General features: G+C 44.2%; 18 protein-coding genes. 8 read left to right on the top strand and 10 right to left on the bottom strand.

Features of this window, described 5'->3' with window-relative positions; translation table 11 throughout:
* Positions 1-182: 182 nt before the first annotated feature.
* Positions 183-1,451: an NRAMP family divalent metal transporter gene (locus Q4B82_RS01855; RefSeq protein ID WP_303064729.1), complete on the top strand. Its 1,269-nt coding sequence runs from the start codon at positions 183-185 to the stop codon at positions 1,449-1,451.
* A 39-nt stretch (positions 1,452-1,490) separates the two neighbouring features.
* On the opposite strand, the gene phoR is transcribed toward Q4B82_RS01855, so the two are convergent.
* The 8 genes from phoR to Q4B82_RS01815 all read right to left on the bottom strand — a co-directional run bounded on the left by phoR (position 1,491) and on the right by Q4B82_RS01815 (position 8,594).
* Complete coding sequence (gene phoR / locus Q4B82_RS01850) at positions 1,491-2,867, bottom strand: phosphate regulon sensor histidine kinase PhoR (RefSeq protein ID WP_303064728.1); 1,377 nt, start codon at positions 2,865-2,867, stop codon at positions 1,491-1,493.
* Positions 2,868-2,869: 2 nt separating this feature from the next.
* Complete coding sequence (locus tag Q4B82_RS01845) at positions 2,870-3,559, bottom strand: response regulator (protein ID WP_303064727.1); 690 nt, start codon at positions 3,557-3,559, stop codon at positions 2,870-2,872.
* A complete protein-coding gene (locus Q4B82_RS01840) occupies positions 3,552-4,424 on the bottom strand; it encodes a lipid A biosynthesis lauroyl acyltransferase (protein ID WP_303064726.1) in 873 nt (290 codons plus the stop codon). The genes Q4B82_RS01845 and Q4B82_RS01840 overlap by 8 nt, the downstream gene beginning before the upstream one ends.
* Before the next feature lie 59 nt (positions 4,425-4,483).
* The gene (locus Q4B82_RS01835) at positions 4,484-4,975 is read right to left on the bottom strand and encodes a hypothetical protein (RefSeq protein ID WP_303064725.1); all 492 of its coding nucleotides are present in this window, start codon (positions 4,973-4,975) and stop codon (positions 4,484-4,486) included.
* Positions 4,972-5,769 (bottom strand): indole-3-glycerol phosphate synthase TrpC, encoded by a 798-nt coding sequence (trpC, locus tag Q4B82_RS01830; protein WP_303064724.1) that lies wholly within the window; start codon positions 5,767-5,769, stop codon positions 4,972-4,974. The genes Q4B82_RS01835 and trpC overlap by 4 nt, the downstream gene beginning before the upstream one ends.
* An 88-nt stretch (positions 5,770-5,857) precedes the next feature.
* Positions 5,858-6,892 (bottom strand): lysozyme inhibitor LprI family protein, encoded by a 1,035-nt coding sequence (locus tag Q4B82_RS01825; protein ID WP_303064723.1) that lies wholly within the window; start codon positions 6,890-6,892, stop codon positions 5,858-5,860.
* Positions 6,893-6,967: 75 nt separating this feature from the next.
* Complete coding sequence (gene trmB / locus Q4B82_RS01820; protein ID WP_303064722.1) at positions 6,968-7,678, bottom strand: tRNA (guanosine(46)-N7)-methyltransferase TrmB; 711 nt, start codon at positions 7,676-7,678, stop codon at positions 6,968-6,970.
* Between the two features lie 73 nt (positions 7,679-7,751).
* The gene (locus tag Q4B82_RS01815) at positions 7,752-8,594 is read right to left on the bottom strand and encodes a class II glutamine amidotransferase (RefSeq protein ID WP_303064721.1); all 843 of its coding nucleotides are present in this window, start codon (positions 8,592-8,594) and stop codon (positions 7,752-7,754) included.
* Between the two features lie 113 nt (positions 8,595-8,707).
* Here Q4B82_RS01815 and Q4B82_RS01810 point away from each other — a divergent pair, with 113 nt between their 5' ends.
* The 7 genes from Q4B82_RS01810 to Q4B82_RS01780 all read left to right on the top strand — a co-directional run bounded on the left by Q4B82_RS01810 (position 8,708) and on the right by Q4B82_RS01780 (position 15,795).
* The gene (locus Q4B82_RS01810) at positions 8,708-9,274 is read left to right on the top strand and encodes an adenine phosphoribosyltransferase (RefSeq protein ID WP_303064720.1); all 567 of its coding nucleotides are present in this window, start codon (positions 8,708-8,710) and stop codon (positions 9,272-9,274) included.
* Positions 9,275-9,364: 90 nt separating this feature from the next.
* Positions 9,365-10,876 (top strand): ubiquinone biosynthesis regulatory protein kinase UbiB, encoded by a 1,512-nt coding sequence (gene ubiB / locus Q4B82_RS01805; RefSeq protein ID WP_303064719.1) that lies wholly within the window; start codon positions 9,365-9,367, stop codon positions 10,874-10,876.
* Positions 10,877-10,966: 90 nt separating this feature from the next.
* A complete protein-coding gene (gene rnc / locus Q4B82_RS01800) occupies positions 10,967-11,665 on the top strand; it encodes a ribonuclease III (protein WP_303064718.1) in 699 nt (232 codons plus the stop codon).
* A 43-nt stretch (positions 11,666-11,708) separates the two neighbouring features.
* Positions 11,709-12,551: a 3-deoxy-8-phosphooctulonate synthase gene (kdsA, locus tag Q4B82_RS01795; protein ID WP_303064717.1), complete on the top strand. Its 843-nt coding sequence runs from the start codon at positions 11,709-11,711 to the stop codon at positions 12,549-12,551.
* 72 nt (positions 12,552-12,623) lie between these two features.
* Positions 12,624-13,091: an META domain-containing protein gene (locus Q4B82_RS01790; protein ID WP_303064716.1), complete on the top strand. Its 468-nt coding sequence runs from the start codon at positions 12,624-12,626 to the stop codon at positions 13,089-13,091.
* Between the two features lie 22 nt (positions 13,092-13,113).
* Positions 13,114-15,171 carry a polyphosphate kinase 1 gene (gene ppk1, locus Q4B82_RS01785; protein WP_303064715.1) on the top strand — a complete coding sequence of 686 codons (2,058 nt, stop codon included), beginning with the start codon at positions 13,114-13,116 and terminating at the stop codon, positions 15,169-15,171.
* Positions 15,172-15,246: 75 nt separating this feature from the next.
* Positions 15,247-15,795, top strand: a complete 549-nt coding sequence (locus tag Q4B82_RS01780; RefSeq protein ID WP_303064714.1) for a nitroreductase family protein — start codon at positions 15,247-15,249, stop codon at positions 15,793-15,795.
* Between the two features lie 82 nt (positions 15,796-15,877).
* On the opposite strand, the gene Q4B82_RS01775 is transcribed toward Q4B82_RS01780, so the two are convergent.
* Together Q4B82_RS01775 and Q4B82_RS01770 are read right to left on the bottom strand one after the other, a co-directional pair.
* Positions 15,878-16,177, bottom strand: coding sequence for an AzlD family protein (locus Q4B82_RS01775; RefSeq protein WP_303064713.1), 300 nt, complete (start codon positions 16,175-16,177; stop codon positions 15,878-15,880).
* A partial coding sequence (locus Q4B82_RS01770) for an AzlC family ABC transporter permease (protein ID WP_303064712.1) occupies positions 16,174-16,731 on the bottom strand: 558 nt, incomplete at its 5' end. The genes Q4B82_RS01770 and Q4B82_RS01775, both read right to left, overlap by 4 nt.

Below are 16,731 nucleotides of genomic sequence, written 5' to 3'. Positions count from 1 at the left end.
GAAGTGAAGCAGTTTGCCAGTCGTTCTATACTGTTCAGGCAGCAAGATTTTATTTTACAAAACTTTTCTTTTCTGCCAAAATCTGTTTACAATTTAAAACCTGTATTCGTAAGATTGATGGCTTGATTTTATTGATAAATATTGATTTTATTATTTTTGACATGATTTCTGAAAGGCAAAAAATGACACAAGCACACACCACGCATCATATTGATTGGAAAACCCGTCTGCGTGCAATGGGTCCTGGCATCATGATGGCATCGGCGGCCGTAGGTGGTTCGCACATCATCGCTTCCACGCAAGCGGGTGCGCTTTATGGTTGGCAACTGGCTTTACTGATTGTTTTGGTAAACCTGTTTAAATACCCTTTTTTCCGTTTTGGGCCGCAGTACACTTTGGAAACAGGTAAAAGTTTGATTGAGGGCTATGCTGATAAAGGTCGGGCTTATTTGTGGGTATTTTTCATCTTGAATTTGTTTGCCACCGTTATTAATACCGCAGCTGTTGCTATGCTGTGTGCCGCCATTTTGGGTTACATCTTGCCTGTGGGTTTGTCCATGAATGGTTTGTCCATTGCGGTTTTGATTTCTACTACTTTGATTTTATTGATTGGACCGTATCGTGCTGTGGACAGTTTGTCTAAATGGATTATGATTAGTTTGACGATTACGACAGTTGCTGCTGTTGCTATTGCGGCATCGCGTGGTGCGGTGATGCAGCCTGATTTTATTGAACCCAGTCCTTGGAATATGGGGGCATTGGCGTTTATTGTGGCTTTGATGGGGTGGATGCCTGCGCCGATTGAAATCTCTGCTATCAATTCGTTGTGGGTTAGTGCTAAACGCAAATTGGAAAAAGTCAGCTACGAAGATGGTATTTTTGATTTTAACGTGGGTTACATCAGCACCGCAATTCTTGCTATTGTGTTTTTGGCTTTGGGTGCATTGGTGCAATATGGTTCGGGTACCGAATTGAAAATGGCTGGTGGTGCATACATTGGGCAATTAACCGATATGTATGCAGCAACGATTGGTGAATGGTCGCGTTTTTTGGTAACGTTTATTGCGTTTGCGTGTATGTATGGTACCACTTTAACGGTGGTTGACGGTTATTCACGCAGCAATATGGAAGCGTTGCGTTTGATTTTGCGCCGTGAAGAAGTGAAAAGCAGCAATCGTCAATTCATGATTTGGGTAATTGCAGCGGCATTAAGTGGTATGGCGGTGATTTTGTTTTTCAAAGGTGCGGTAATGGTTATGTTGAAATTTGCCATGATAGCGTCATTTGTTAGTACGCCCATTTTTGCTTATTTGAATTTGTCTTTGGCGATTAAAGGCAAACACAATCATGCTGTTCAGCCTTGGTTGTTGTGGTTGGCATACATTGGTTTGGTATTTTTAACGGGCTTTACTTTATTGTTTTTGGCGCAAATGAGCGGCTTATTGCAATAATTGAGACCATTTCCATAAACAGGCTGCCTGAAAAACTTTTCAGGCAGCCTGTCTGCTTATGGGTGGCAAAATCGTTTGAAATACGGCAGAAAATTGGCTGCCTTTGCCCACTTCACTTTGAATTTCCAAAACCGTGCCATTTTGTGCCAAAGCGTGTTTGGCAATCGCCAAACCCAGTCCTGTGCCACCGTTTTCGCGACTGCGACCTGTGTCCACACGGTAAAAGCGGTCAGTTAAATGGGGCAGATGTTCGGCAGCGATGCCCATACCGTTATCGGCAACGATAAAGCGCACCAAAGGCAATTTGTAGGGATTGGGGTTGTTTTGCTGTTGCAATATCAGGCTAATGGTGCCACCTTGTGGCGTGTAACGAACTGCATTGAAAACCAGATTGGATAGGGCTTGGTAGAGTGTGCGTTCTTCGGCATTTATCCAAATTTCGTGTTCGTTTTCCAATGTGATGGTATGTAGGCTGCCTGAAAGATTTTGAGCGGCATGAAGCAGTTGTTGTGCCATTTGGCTTAAATTTAAAGGACGCAATTCGGGTTTAATTTGGTGGTTTTCCAATTTAGAAAGGGTTAGCAAATCATGGATTAAATGCAGCATACGTGTACTTTCCTGTTGCATTAAAACGATGAATTGCTGTTGTTGTTCGCTTGGTAGGTTTGGGGTGTCGTGCAAGGTTTCTAAAAAGCCATTGATAACGGTTAGGGGTGTACGCAATTCGTGGGAAATATTGGCAACAAAAGCGGTGCGGGTGGCATTGAGTTGTTCGGCTTGGCTGATGTCTTCGCTGATGATGAGTTGTTTTTTATTGTGAAGGTGAAGGCGAACCAGACGAAGATGCTGATTGATGCCATTGCTTTGGATTTGGCTGATGCGTATTTCGTTTTGCTTGTCGCTGTTGTTCAATAAGTCAGATAAGTCATGGTGTGGATATTGTTTTTTCAGGCTGCTGCCTAATGCTTGCTGGGGGTGAAGTTGATAATGGGATAGTGCAGTGTGATTCAGCCATTCTATGCGTTGGTTGCGGTTGAGTAAAATGATGCCGTTGGGAATGGCTTCTGCGGCTGCCTGAAACAGAGAGAGTGTGCGATGCAGTCGTTGGCGTTGTTTGTGATGATGGTGTTCACGGCGATTGATTGCAGCAAAAAGATTGCCCCATAGCGTGTTTTTTTCAGGCAGCAGGGTGTTTGGTGTGGTGTTTGGGTTGATGTGGTGTAGCAAAATGGCGGTGTGGTACAGATGATGTGCAAGCCACAAAGCAAGGTATAAGGCAATACTTGCCCACGCTAAGACTGCGCCACCGAGTGCGTAACTCAATAGGGCGAACATCAGGCAAAGCATGCTGTGTGATGTGATGTGTCCGTAGAGTGATGTGCTGCGGATTGGGTCTGGTAATTTAGGGGCAGACATGGTTAATCCAAGCAGAAACGGTAGCCGCTACCGCGTACAGTTTGTAAATGGTGTTCGGCATTCAGTTGTTGCAACAAACGGCGTAAGCGTCCGATTTGTACATCAACGGTTCGTTCTTCTACAAAAACGTGGTCGCCCCATACATAATCCAGCAATTCACGGCGTGTGTAAGTGCGACTGGGGTGGGTTGCCAGAAAATGCAGTAATTTGAATTCGCTGTTGCCGCATTCCACAATTAGGCTGCCTGAACGGAGTTGGCGGCTTTCAGGCAGCAAGGATAAAGTACCGATTTGTATGATTTCGCTGGTTTTTTGTGGTGCACGGCGGCGGAGCAGGGCATTGATGCGTGCGATGAGTTCGCGTGATGAAAAAGGTTTGGTAATGTAGTCGTCCGCACCCTGATTGAGACCGTGTTCTTTGTCGTTTTCTTCGCTGCGGGAGGTTAAAAGGATAATCGGCAATTCGCGTGTGCGTGAGTGGGTACGCAGTTGCATGACCCAATCTGTGCCATTGCCATCGGGCAACATCCAGTCCAAGAGCAATAAGTCGGGCAACTTTTCGTCCACATCACGGCATGCTTGGGCAAGATTGTTGGCGGTTTTTACTATAAAACCTGCCTGTTGCAACTGAAATTGTAACAGAATTTGAATGGCAGTTTCGTCTTCTACAATCAGGATTTGGGTGTCAGTCATAAAACGGTGGCATACCTTGTGGACGGGTTTTGAAACGTTTGTGCAACCAGAAATATTGTTCTGGTTGTTCGCGTACACGCGCTTCAATAAAGGCGTTCATGCGCGTGGTGTCTGCGATGACATCATTGCTGGGAAAATTATCCCACGCGGGATAAAAGCGCAATTCAACTGTACCGTTAGGCAGACGTGTGGGAATAGTGGGAATCACGGCTGCTTGTGTGAGTTTGGCAATGCGCGATAAGCCTGTGATGGTGGCGGTGGGAATGCCAAAAAATGGGACAAATACGCTGTCTTTTGCACCAAAATCTTGGTCGGGCAAGTACAAAAATGGTGCATTGCTGTTTTTGATGTGTTTGATGATGCCGCGTAAGCCTTCGGTACGCCCAACCAAAAACACATTATTATAACGATGACGACCTTTGAGAATTTGTTCATCTAATGCTTTGTTTTTTTGGTGGGAATAGACACTAATCAAAGGTACATCTTGATTGAGTGCATAAACGGCTGCTTCAAAAGCGGTAAAGTGGGGATACAACATTATTACATTTTTGCCCTGCGCCAAAGTCTCATCAAGAAAATGTTTGTCGCGGTATTGTACTTGTTGCTTTAAGGTTTGGGCATCGGCATACCAATAGCGGCTGTATTCTAAAACGGACAATGCCATTTGATAATAGTGTTCGCGCAAAATGCATTTGCGTTCAGCAAGGTTTTTTTCTGGAAAACAGGCAGCTAAATTGATTAAACCCACTTGGGTGCGTGAAGTAACCAAGTGATAAGAGAGCCAACCCAAGATCTTTGCTATGCCACGCAAAATGGGGTGGGGCAAATGGGAAAGTAATTTGAGAATGAAAAAAGCCAATTTCATTGCGTGATGAGTGGAAAAAGGACGTGTTGGGTTAAACGATGTTTCAGGCAGCCTGAATGTTATTCACAAGCCAAATGGTATGCCACGCGGTCAAAACTGCTATTGAGTGTTTGACAGGTGGCTTCATCAGGTTGGTCGTGTGCCAATTCAGTGCGTTGTTCTTGGGTCATTGCCAATAATGCGGCAGCATCGTTTTGTTGGGTAAAACAGGTGGTAACGCGTTGATAATAACGTTCACAACTTTCAGGCAGCTTGGGTAGTTCGGTATCAGATGCTGCCTGAATTGCTGATGTGCTGTTATGGGGTAAAGACAATATGGGCATGGAAGCCTGTTGTTGAACAGCGGCAATATCGGAAGCATTGATGTTGTGCATTGCTTGTTTGCTGCTTTGCAAAATGTCTTGTCCTTGTGCCACATTCAATACAGCCGATGCAATCGCAACATTGGAAGCGTTAGATGGGTTAGGGTTGTTGCTCTGGGATTTATCGCCACCACAAGCAGACAGTAAACCTGATAGCAACAGCGTGTAAAACGGTTTATTCACGTTCATGCTGCCTGAAACAATTTGCCTACTTCGGCGGCAATATCGGAGGCACGCATAAAGGTTTCGCCGATTAAGAAAGTGTGTACACCATTGGCACGCATGAATGCGACATCATTTGAATCGCGTATGCCGCTTTCAGTAACCACAATGTTTTGGCTGCCTGAAATGCGTGGTAACAAATTGATGGTCTGCTGCAAATTCACTTCAAATGTCCGTAAATTGCGGTTGTTTACGCCAATTAAGGGTGTGGTCATATCTGCACATTTTTCTGCTTCAGTTTCATTATGCAATTCCAATAACACGTCCATGCCCAAATCGTGTGCCACTTGCTCCAAATGCAATAATTCATCGCGTTCCAAAGCAGCAGCAATCAGTAAAATGGCATCTGCTCCCCAAGTACGTGCTTGGTAAATTTGGTATTCATCAATGATGAAATCTTTACGCAATACAGGTAAAGACACTGCCGCACGTGCTTGACGTAAATAGTCGGGCGAGCCTTGGAAATACACTTCATCGGTTAAGACCGATAAACAGGCTGCACCTGCGCTTGCATAAGATTGGGCGTGTTGAGCAGGATTAAAGTTGGCACGGATTAAACCTTTGGATGGGCTGGCTTTTTTGATTTCGGCAATCAAGGCAGCTTGATTTTGTGCGTGTTTCGCACGAATGGCAGAAACAAAACCGCGTACAGGCGGTGCATCGGTAATTTGTGCTTTGAGTTCGTTTAAGGGTAAAACGGTACGCGCTACCGCCACTTCTTGTGCTTTGGTGGCAAGGATTTGATTGAGAATATCAGACATGGTTTCAGATGGGTTTGAGTGAATGGGTATTTTGCATTTTCAGGCAGCCTTGTTATGTGATGAAAGCTGCCTGAAAACCACAATTGCTTTATTCAATGGAAAAGCCATTGAGGTATTGCATGCGCTCGCGTGTCATGCGTGTGTCGCATTGTATTTGCAAATATTGGCGTTCGGTGGCATCGCTGCCTTTGGCACCTGCATTACGGCAGTTTTGTTGTTTTTTGCTTTCCCAGTTGCGTTGTTCTTGTACCAAAGATTCTTGAATTTCAACAGGAATTTTTCGCCAAGCGGATCTAATGGATTGTCCCGCTTCATGGTTGGCATTGCGCGCTTCTTCCAATTCGTTGCGGCTGATGCGTACTTTGGGGATTTCGGGTGTCAGCATTTCGGGCATGGGAGCAGAAGCAGTTGGAGTGGGTGTTGCTTGGCTAGTATCATGAACGGTTGGTACCTCAGCGATTTGTGATTCAGGTTCAGAAGCGGTTTCAATCAGCTTGGGGTTACTTAATTCTTTTAAAGCGGCTTGGCGGCTCATTTTACGTCCGTTAAAGATAATGGTGTCTTTAACCGCATAAGGTAACAGTGCTTCGCTTAATATTTTGATACTGGTATTGAGATTGGCATCATTGGGTGTGAACGAGAATTGACCGTTTTGTTCTTGTGCGATGTAATTTAATGGGAAAGTTAAGGTATTGTTGGCAAATTGAATGTTACCATTTTGGGTACGTTGTGCCAGATGTTCCAACGGTAAGGCTGCCTGAAACAAGGGGGCATTGACCGCAGCTTTTTCCAACACTGCCGCAGGCAAGACTATGCTGACTTTGGCTTGACATGCTTGTCCTGCTGTTTGTTGATTGAGGGTATGCACATCAATTTGCATTGCCATTTCTGCACTTTGATTACCGTCTAACCATTGATTGTTGTCTTGCATGGCAGCTTGATGACCTGCTTCACGAATGCCTTTGTGTACGGCGGCGCGTACTTGGTCGGGTAAAGTACTGTGCTGACATAAAGCCATAGCGGTGGCGGATGCGGCGGCAACATCAGCTTGTTTTTTTTGATTATCTGAACAGGCAGACAGCAGTAAGCTGAATGCGGCAAGAGCGGTTAAGGTTTTATTCATGGCTTAATCCTTAAAAATCAAACGGTGGCATCATAACAAAATATGGGGTGTTGTGCATGGTTTCAGGCAGCATCATCACAATTTGATGAATACCAAATCCCATACGCCATGTCCCAAGCGTTTGCCACGCGCTTCAAATTTGGTTTCAGGACGGTAATCGGGCGTGGTGGCGTAATCGGTGGCGGTATTTTTTAGGCTGCCTGAAAAATGGTTTAACACTTCCAGCATTTGTACCGCGTATTCTTCCCAATCGGTTGCCAAATGAATGTAGCCGCCTTGTTTTAATTTGGGCAATAATTTCTCAACAAATGGGATTTGAATCAAACGGCGTTTATGATGGCGTTTTTTATGCCAAGGGTCGGGGAAGAAAATGTGTATGCCGTCCAAACTGTTGTCAGGTAGCATTTGTTCTACCACTTCAACGGCATCATGACGCATCACTTTAATATTGTGAATATTTTCTTCTGCCATGATTTTGCACAAATTGCCTACGCCAGGTCCGTGTACGTCTATTGCCAGAAAATCTTTTTCAGGCAGCCTTTGTGCAATTTGAGCGGTTGCTACGCCCATGCCAAAGCCGATTTCAAGGATTTTGGGTGCAGGACGAGCAAAGATTTGGTTTAAATCCATTAGGGCTGCCTGAAAGTCTATGCCAAAGCGTGTCCAGTTGTCATCAATCGCTTTTTGTTGCGCGGCAGTCATGTGTCCTTGTCGCAACACAAAAGATTTGATGCTACGGTGGCGAAGTTCAGGGGTGTCATTGGTGTTTTGATTTTCGGTGTTCATGGTATGGGGATTACTGTTTCATGTTCAGGGATAAAGGTTTTCAGGCAGCCTGGAAACCATCAATTTTGTTTCATTAAATGCTGACGCCTGCAGCGCGTGCAATTGCTAAACCTTCTTTTTGACTTAAATACTGTGGGTTTTCAGGTAGGCTTTGGCGTATGGGCTTACCGTCTTCAAACATCAGTAATTCATTGCATGCCAGTTGTGTCCATTGCTCATTGTGGGTTAAGGGCAGGGTGGCAATCACGGCAACACGGTCGTTCGGTGTGGTAATTTGGGCAAAGTCAATCGCTACATTATCATCAATCAAATGGGCTTCACCAAAAGGTGCTTGACGAATGGTGTAATACAACAGCGTACTGGCATGAGCAAACATCACTTCGCCATTGCTTAAAATCATGTTAAACAAACCGTATTCACGAAGTTTGCAACACAATTCATTGATGACATCAAACAATACTTCATGCGAAGGTTTTTCGGTAAAATGCAAGCGCAGTTGTTCCAAAATAAAACAAAATGCCCATTCCGAATCCGTGTTGCCCACAGGGCGATAGTATTGTCCGATATGGGGCGTAAAACCGCGTAAATTGCCATTGTGGGCAAATAACCAATATTGCCCCCACAATTCACGTTGGAAAGGGTGGGTGTTTTCCAATGTGGTACGACCTTGCGTGGCTTTGCGAATGTGGGCAATCACGTTTTTGGATTTGATTTGGTAGGTGCGTACCAAATCGGCAATTGGTGATTCAATGCTGGGCTTGTCGTCTAAAAACAAACGCAAACCGCGTTCTTCAAAAAAACCGATGCCAAAACCATCTGTGTGGTGGTCGGTTAAGCCACCGCGTTTGCGGAAACCCTCAAATGAAAACACGATGTCGGTAGGGGTGTTGCAGTTCATGCCCAAAAGTTGGCACATGTTTATTCCTTAAATTTTGATTTGTGATGTATCAGGCTGCCTGAAAGGGGGTAATTATAGCCTTTTTCGGCAATTCTCGCTAAAATCCGCATTTTTGAGAATTGGAAACCACTATGTTGTTTCACCCTGATGTAATGGGCGTTGATGCCCTTGCTGCCAAAATCCGCAAAATTCCCAATTGGCCCAAAGACGGTATTTTGTTTCACGACATCACGCCTGTGTTGCAAAGTCCCGAATATTTCCGTTTATTGGTGGATTTACTCACTTACCGTTATATGGGGCAAAACATTGATGTGGTGGCAGGTTTGGACGCACGCGGTTTTATTATTGGTGCAGCGTTGGCTTATCAATTGAATGTGGGTTTTGTACCCATTCGCAAAAAAGGCAAATTACCGTTTGATACTGTGTCGCAAAGTTATGCATTGGAATACGGCGAAGCGGCAGTAGAAATTCATACTGATGCAATTAAGCCGGCTGCACGTGTGTTGTTGGTGGACGATTTGGTGGCAACAGGTGGTACGATGTTGGCGGGCGTGGAATTGATTCGCAAATTGGGTGGCAATGTGGTAGAAGCCTGTGCGATTTTGGAATTTACTGATTTAGACGGCGGACAAAAAATCCGTGAAAACCACGTACCATTGTTTACCTTATTGCAAAACGAAGGTTTGATGTCGGTTTAAAGCCCAAACAGGCTGCCTGAAAATCTTTCAGGCAGCCTGTTGCTTTGCCGTATAATTGTGCTTTATTTGCCCTTTTGTGAATGCTTAATTATGAAATGGTTGTCCCGTTTTACTGTCATCAGCAAAACTGTTTATCGTTATGGTTTGGCAGATATGGTGTTTGACCATGTTCGCCCGATTTATGTGCGAAAACTCCTGCAATCTTTGCCCAAGTCCAAACAACATCAAGATAAACCATTGCCCGTTCGTTTGCGTTTGGCTTTGGAAAGTTTGGGACCCATTTTTGTGAAATTGGGACAGGTTTTGTCCACACGCCCTGATTTGTTGCCACCTGAATACGCGCGTGAATTGGCTTTATTGCAAGACAAAGTGCCGCCTTTTGATGCCGATTTATCGCGCCATCAAATAGAACAATCTTTGGGTAAGCCCATTGGTCAATTGTACGCTGAATTTGAAAGTACACCAATTGCCAGCGCGTCTATTGCACAAGTGCATCGTGCTAAGCTATTTAGCGGGGAGACGGTGGCGGTTAAAGTTTTGCGTCCTCATTTAGAAAAAGTCATAGAACAAGATTTGGCATTGATGCGTTTTGGCGCAGCTTGGATTGAGCGGCTGTTTTCCGATGGCAAACGCCTGAAACCGCGTGAAGTGGTGGTGGAATTTGACAAATACCTGCATGATGAATTGGATTTGATGCGTGAAGCCGCCAATGCCAGTCAATTGGCACGCAATTTTTCAGGCAGCGATAAACTCATTGTGCCAAAAGTATTTTTTGACCATTGCTCGCGTGAAGTGCTAACCATAGAATGGATGAACGGCATACCGATTTCCGATATTGAACGCCTTAAAAACAATGGTATAGATTTGAAACAACTGGCGCGTTATGGCGTAGAAATTTTCTTTACCCAAGTATTCAAAAACGGTTTTTTCCACGCCGATATGCACCCTGGCAATATTCTGGTTGCGCCAGACGGTCGTTATATCGCGTTGGATTTTGGCATAGTTGGCAGCTTAACCGACTACGATAAACGCTATTTGGCAATTAACTTTTTGGCATTTTTCAACCGCGATTACCACCGTGTTGCTACCGCACACATTGAAAGTGGTTGGGTACCGCCCGACACGCGTGCAGAAGAATTGGAAGCGGCTGTTCGTACCGTTTGTGAACCCATTTTCAATAAACCTTTATCGGAAATTTCCTTTGGTATGGTATTGATGCGTTTGTTTGAAACCAGTCGCCGTTTTAATGTGGAAATTCAGCCGCAGTTGGTGTTATTACAAAAAACCTTGCTGAATATAGAAGGATTGGGACGGCAACTTGACCCTGAATTGGATTTATGGGATACCGCTAAACCCTTTTTGGTGCGTTGGATGAATGAACAAGTTGGACCCAAAGCCTTGTGGAAAAATCTCAAAGAAGAAGCCCCTGATTGGGCGGACATTTTGCCTGCATTGCCGCGCAAAATTCATACTTTATTGGATGAAAACAAACAACAAGAAATGCGCCAAGCCTATGTGCATTTGATTCAAAGCCAGCGCAGACAAAATATGTGGCTCGGTGTCATTGCCTTGATTTTATTATTGATGTTGTTATTAAAATAAAGTAAAAACAGGCTGCCTGAAACCTTTCAGGCAGCCTTAAAACCATGTGCATGGTATAATTCTTGAATACTTGATATTTCAGGCAGCTTTATGAGACACAAACCACGCGACCAATATGTGCAGCAACTTCAACACAAATTGGGCTATCATTTTAAACACAGTCATTGGCTCAATCAGGCTTTAACCCATCGCAGTCATTCTGCTGACAATTATGAACGTTTGGAATTCATTGGCGACAGTATTTTGGATTATGTGATTGCCAAAATGTTGTATGATGCGTTTCCCAAGCTGCCCGAAGGTAGACTGTCGCCCTTGCGTGCGCAGTTGGTGCGTGAAGCCACATTAGCTGAAATTGCACGGGAATTGGGTTTGGGACAGGCTTTGCTTTTAGGGGCGGGCGAGAGCAAAAGTGGCGGACACGACCGTGCTTCCATTTTGGCAGATGCTTTGGAAGCCTTGTTTGCTGCCATTAGTTTAGATAGCGATTTTGCTGTGGCGCAACAGGTTATTGTTCGTCTGTTTGCGCCACGCATTGCTAATGTGAATACTGAAATCACAGCTAAAGACAATAAAACCCAATTGCAAGAAATGTTGCAAGCACATCGTTTGGCTTTACCCAAATACCGCATTGAGCAACAAACAGGAGAAGGTAGCGATGCATGGTTTAAGGTTTCTTGTGATTTGGGGGAGTTGGGACACATCACTTATGCCCAAGCCAGTAGTCGTCGTCTTGCGGAACAGGAATGTGCCAAACAGGCGGTGTTGTGGTTGGCAGAACGGTTGAAATAATCGGTTTCAGGCAGCCTGGAACCTTAAAAATTAAGGAAAAATCATGAACATTACTATTCAAAATCAGCATATTGCCAATGACCTCCCTTTTACTTTATTCGGTGGCATCAATGTTTTGGAAGACTTGGATTCTACGCTGAAAGCTTGTGAACATTATGTTTATGTTACCGAAAAATTGGGTATCCCTTTTGTATTTAAAGCTTCTTTTGATAAAGCCAACCGTTCTTCTGTGCATTCATATCGCGGTGTTGGTTTGGACGAGGGTATAAAGATTTTTGCAGCAGTCAAACGTGAATTTGGTGTGTCTGTGATTACCGATGTGCATGAGCCTTATCAATGTGAGCCTGTTGCCCAAGTGTGCGATGTGTTGCAATTGCCTGCATTTTTGGCGCGTCAAACCGATTTGGTTTCCGCAATGGCGGTAACAGGGCGTGTGATTAATGTGAAAAAACCGCAGTTTTTAAGTCCTGAGCAAATGGGCAACATCATTGAAAAATTCAAAGAAGCAGGCAATGAACAAGTAATTTTGTGTGAGCGTGGTAGTCAATTTGGTTACGATAATTTGGTGGTGGACATGTTGGGTTTGGGCGTAATGAAAAAAGTCAGCGGTAATTTGCCTGTGATTTTTGATGTTACCCATTCTTTACAGCAACGTGCGGCAGGTGCGGCAGCTTCGGGTGGTCGCCGCAGTCAAGTGTTGGAGTTGGCTTTGGCTGGCATGGCAACAGGTTTGGCAGGCTTATTTTTGGAAAGTCATGCCAATCCCGATAAAGCGCGTTGTGATGGTCCAAGTGCCTTGCCTTTGGCTTTATTGGAAGATTTTTTGGTGCGTGTAAAAGCGGTTGATGATACTGTGAAATCTTTTTCTACTTTGACCATTGAATGATGCTTTTCAGGCAGCCTAAATGATTGAGGCTGCCTGAAAAGCATTGGGCTTGGTGTCTTCTCGGGAAGAAACATGAAAAAAACATTATGGATTGGCGGTAGCATCTTGGCATTGGCAGCTTGTGCTGCTTCACCTGACTATGAAAAAAGCAGCATTGTGCTACCCAATACTCTGAATTTGAAGAAAAATTGGATTTTAGAGAAGGCTTACTTTGCTCATCATGCTCCCGATGGTGTGTCAGATGCTGTATCCATATTGCCTGTTAATGTTTCACATACTGTCAATTTGGATTTAAGTGATTTACCCAATGGTCATGCTTATGTGGGCTGCAACAATATTGGTTTTCAGGTAACACAAGGTATGGGTCATGCTATCACATTCAGTCATATGTTTAGCACTCGAATGTTGTGTGAGAACATGGATATTGAATATGCTTTCACAGAACAATTGTTGAATATGAAGCAGTATCATTTTGAAAATGGCAAATTGATTTTATCGGGTGAACAAGGTGCTACTATGGAATTTATGCCACAAAAATAAGATTTTGATTTGAGGAAATGTTATGACCCAATCCGACCGCATTCTCTGTCGTGAAACCAGTTTATTGGCATTCAATCGCCGTGTGATGGCGCAAGCGCAGGACGTGTCTTTGCCTTTATTGGAACGACTGCGTTTTTTATGCATTGTCTCGTCAAATTTAGATGAATTTTTTGAAGTTCGTATGGCAAAATTGATTCGGGCACAGCGTGAAAGTCCCAATCAAATTTTTGATTCGGGCATGACGCCAATACAAACCATTATGAAAGTCAGCGAGAAAGCACAACGTTTGATTCGTGACCAATATGCCTTGCTCAATCAAGTGTTGCTGCCTGAATTGGCACGCGAAAACATTGAATTTGTGCGCCGCTGCGATTGGACAGAGGCACAACGTGAATGGATTGAACGTTACTTTAAACGTGAATTGTTGCCGATTTTAACGCCGATTGGTTTGGATATGTCGCACCCTTTCCCACGCATTTCCAATAAATCATTGAATTTTATTGTGCAACTGGAAGGGCAAGATGCGTTTGGGCGCGATTCGGGTTTGGCGATTGTACAAGCACCGCGCATTTTGCCACGCCTTGTGAAGCTGCCTGAAAATGTGTCGCAAGGCAAAGATGCTTTTGTGTTTTTATCGTCTATTTTACACGAATTTGTGTATCAATTATTTCGTGGCATGACGGTTACAGGTTGTCATCAATTCCGTTTAACACGCGACAGCGATTTAACCGTAGATGAAGAGGATATGGACAATTTGCGTGCTGCCATTCAAAGTGAATTGTTTGACCGTGATTACGGTGATGGTGTGCGCTTGGAATTGGTGGACGATTGTCCGCTTGAATTGGAAGCATTTTTGAGCAAACAATTCAAATTGAAAGCACACCAAATTTACCGTGTGGACGGGCCTGTGAATTTGGTACGCTTGATGTCTTTGCCTGATATGGTTAATCGTCCTGATTTGCAATTTGAACCATATAAACCGCATCTGCCCAAAAATTTGCGTGATGCTGATTCCATTTTGGACGAAATTGCCAAAAACGACATTCTTTTGCATCACCCTTATGAAAGTTTTGACCCCGTAGTACGCTTTATCCAAGAAGCAGCACAAGACCCTGATGTCGTCGCCATAAAAATGACGATTTACCGCACAGGCGCAAATTCAGCATTGGGGCGTGCACTTTTGGCTGCTGCACGTGCAGGCAAACAGGTTACGGTGGTAGTGGAATTGATGGCGCGTTTTGACGAAGCCAATAATGTGAGCTGGGCAACGCAGTTGGAAGATGCGGGCGCACATGTGGTTTATGGCGTATTTGGTTACAAAGTGCATGCCAAAATGGCGTTGGTGATTCGTCGTGAAAATGATGTACTCAAACATTATGCTCATTTGGGAACAGGTAATTATCATCAAAGTACATCACGACTTTACACCGATTTTGGTTTGTTTACTGCTGACTTGCATATAGCGCGTGATGTGAATTATTTGTTTATGGATATCACGGGTTTTGGACAAGCCAGTAGCCTGAAAAAACTGTATCAAAGTCCCTTTACTTTGCATAAAATGGTCATGGCAGCGATTGAGCGCGAAACCGAAAACGCCCGTGCGGGTCGACCAGCTAAAATTATGGCAAAAATGAATTCGCTGATTGAGCCGACTGTGATTAAAGCCCTTTATGCTGCCAGTTCAGCAGGTGTGCAGATTGATTTGGTTGTACGTGGTATGTGTGCTTTGCGACCACAAGTAGCAGGTTTATCAGAAAACATTCGTGTACGCTCCATTATTGGGCGTTTATTGGAACATTCCCGCGTTTACTATTTTTACAATGACGGTGCAGAAGATGTGTACATTTCCAGCGCGGATTGGATGGGACGCAATTTTTTCAATCGCATTGAAACGTGTACGCCCATTCAGGACGAAACCATCAAAGCCCGTGTATTGTATGAAGGTCTAACTTTGGCATTGTCCGACAACAGCAAAGCGTGGCAAATGCACGGCGATGGCAGTTACACACGCGTTCAGGTAGCCGAAGGCACAGAAAAAATTGGCTTGCAGCATACTTTATTGACGCATTATGCGCGTTAAATGTTTTTCAGCCTTGATTGCTTGTTCAATCAAGGCTGCCTGAAAACACACATCATCATTTTAAAAGGGAAAAACATGAATGCCTTACATTTACTCACCACACGCCGTTCTACCAAAAATTTGGCAGCACCTGCTCCCGATGAATTGCAACTGGACACCATTATTCAGGCAGCCACACAAGTTCCTGACCATGGACATTTAACGCCTTGGCGGTTTGTGGTCATTCGCAGCGAAACAGGTATGCAGCGTTTTTGTACCATTTTGACCGATACAGTAAACCAATTCAATTTTGGCGAAGAAGCCATGAAAAAAGCACAGCGTGTTGGCAATATGGCACCGATGGTTATTGCTGTGATTGCCAGTCCTAAAGCCAATAAGAAACCCGAGTGGGAACAGCATTTGAGTGCAGGGTGTGCCGCTTATGCTGCGCAATTGGCAGCCAAAGCACAAGGCTTTGACAGTGTTTGGTTAAGTGGTTTATGGGTCAATTCGCCTTTATTGAAAGAAGCCTTTGCTTGTACCGAAAAGGAGAAAATCATTGCTTTATTGATGGTGGGTACGGCAACTTGTCATGAAGATAGACCGAAAAACACCGATGCAGCAGAATTCACGCAATATTGGTAATGTTTGAACTGTTCATTTGAAACAATCATTGAGGCTGCCTGAAAACATTTTCAGGCAGTCTAAAATTTGTGTAAAGGTTTTTTCAATACATCAAATAATTGAGTAGCCCTGATGTACCTACCGCCAACAATACCGTTGGCATCATGGATAAGCGACTGGCAGCAAAAACCGTTACCAAAATGGCAATCAATTCATGTGGTTTGTTGGAAACAAAATGTGGTGCGATGACGGAAATTAAGACACAACCTGGTGCAGCTTCCATCATATTGGCTGTGCGGCGACTGAGTTTGCGGTTACGCAATGCATAATAACCAAGTAAACGGGTTGTGTACGTTACCAGCATCATGCCACAAATGGTTAAAAACGATGTCCACGTTATCATGCAGCTTCTCCTTGTTTTTCACAATGGAAAAAGTAAGCAAACAGCAAACCAGCCAGCGTGCCTGCAATTACATACCAGCTACCATTTGGAATAAGCAAGTATACAATGCTTGCGGTAATCAGGCTTATCAGCCAAGGTAAGGCTGCCTGAAAACCGCGCCACATACCGCGTATCAACACCAAAAATACAGCAGGAAATGCCATACCAAAACCATATTGGTCTATATTGCCCAGCATGGGACCAATGATTGAACCGAAATAGCCACACATTATCCATATGGCATACAATAATGCTGCCGTTCCCCAATAATAGGGCAAATTGAAAGCAGGTAGACCGAGTTGCTCGCGCCGTTTGATTTCTGCCATGCCCAAAGCCCAACTTTCATCTACCATTACAAATAAAGCAGGCAGTAATTGACGTTTAGGTAAATGACGTAAATAAGGCGTAAACGCTGCACCCATCATGATGTGGCGACTGTTAATCATGAAAGTTGTGGTCAAAATCAGGAAGGTGGGTAAAGGATTGGTCCACAAGCCAACCACCGCAAATTCAGA

The sequence above is a fragment of the Alysiella sp. genome, from assembly GCF_030525755.1.
GTDB lineage: Bacteria > Pseudomonadota > Gammaproteobacteria > Burkholderiales > Neisseriaceae > Simonsiella.
The sequence above is the reverse complement of the archived record's forward strand: the minus strand, read 5'-3'. Positions and strand labels throughout refer to the sequence as shown.

Coding starts and splice junctions, on each gene's coding strand:
- Q4B82_RS01855 (WP_303064729.1), top strand. CDS start 183: ATGACACAAGCACACACCACGCATCATATTGATTGGAAAACCCGTCTG.
- phoR (WP_303064728.1), bottom strand. CDS start 2,867: ATGTCTGCCCCTAAATTACCAGACCCAATCCGCAGCACATCACTCTAC.
- Q4B82_RS01845 (WP_303064727.1), bottom strand. CDS start 3,559: ATGACTGACACCCAAATCCTGATTGTAGAAGACGAAACTGCCATTCAA.
- Q4B82_RS01840 (WP_303064726.1), bottom strand. CDS start 4,424: ATGAAATTGGCTTTTTTCATTCTCAAATTACTTTCCCATTTGCCCCAC.
- Q4B82_RS01835 (WP_303064725.1), bottom strand. CDS start 4,975: ATGAACGTGAATAAACCGTTTTACACGCTGTTGCTATCAGGTTTACTG.
- trpC (WP_303064724.1), bottom strand. CDS start 5,769: ATGTCTGATATTCTCAATCAAATCCTTGCCACCAAAGCACAAGAAGTG.
- Q4B82_RS01825 (WP_303064723.1), bottom strand. CDS start 6,892: ATGAATAAAACCTTAACCGCTCTTGCCGCATTCAGCTTACTGCTGTCT.
- trmB (WP_303064722.1), bottom strand. CDS start 7,678: ATGAACACCGAAAATCAAAACACCAATGACACCCCTGAACTTCGCCAC.
- Q4B82_RS01815 (WP_303064721.1), bottom strand. CDS start 8,594: ATGTGCCAACTTTTGGGCATGAACTGCAACACCCCTACCGACATCGTG.
- Q4B82_RS01810 (WP_303064720.1), top strand. CDS start 8,708: ATGTTGTTTCACCCTGATGTAATGGGCGTTGATGCCCTTGCTGCCAAA.
- ubiB (WP_303064719.1), top strand. CDS start 9,365: ATGAAATGGTTGTCCCGTTTTACTGTCATCAGCAAAACTGTTTATCGT.
- rnc (WP_303064718.1), top strand. CDS start 10,967: ATGAGACACAAACCACGCGACCAATATGTGCAGCAACTTCAACACAAA.
- kdsA (WP_303064717.1), top strand. CDS start 11,709: ATGAACATTACTATTCAAAATCAGCATATTGCCAATGACCTCCCTTTT.
- Q4B82_RS01790 (WP_303064716.1), top strand. CDS start 12,624: ATGAAAAAAACATTATGGATTGGCGGTAGCATCTTGGCATTGGCAGCT.
- ppk1 (WP_303064715.1), top strand. CDS start 13,114: ATGACCCAATCCGACCGCATTCTCTGTCGTGAAACCAGTTTATTGGCA.
- Q4B82_RS01780 (WP_303064714.1), top strand. CDS start 15,247: ATGAATGCCTTACATTTACTCACCACACGCCGTTCTACCAAAAATTTG.
- Q4B82_RS01775 (WP_303064713.1), bottom strand. CDS start 16,177: ATGATAACGTGGACATCGTTTTTAACCATTTGTGGCATGATGCTGGTA.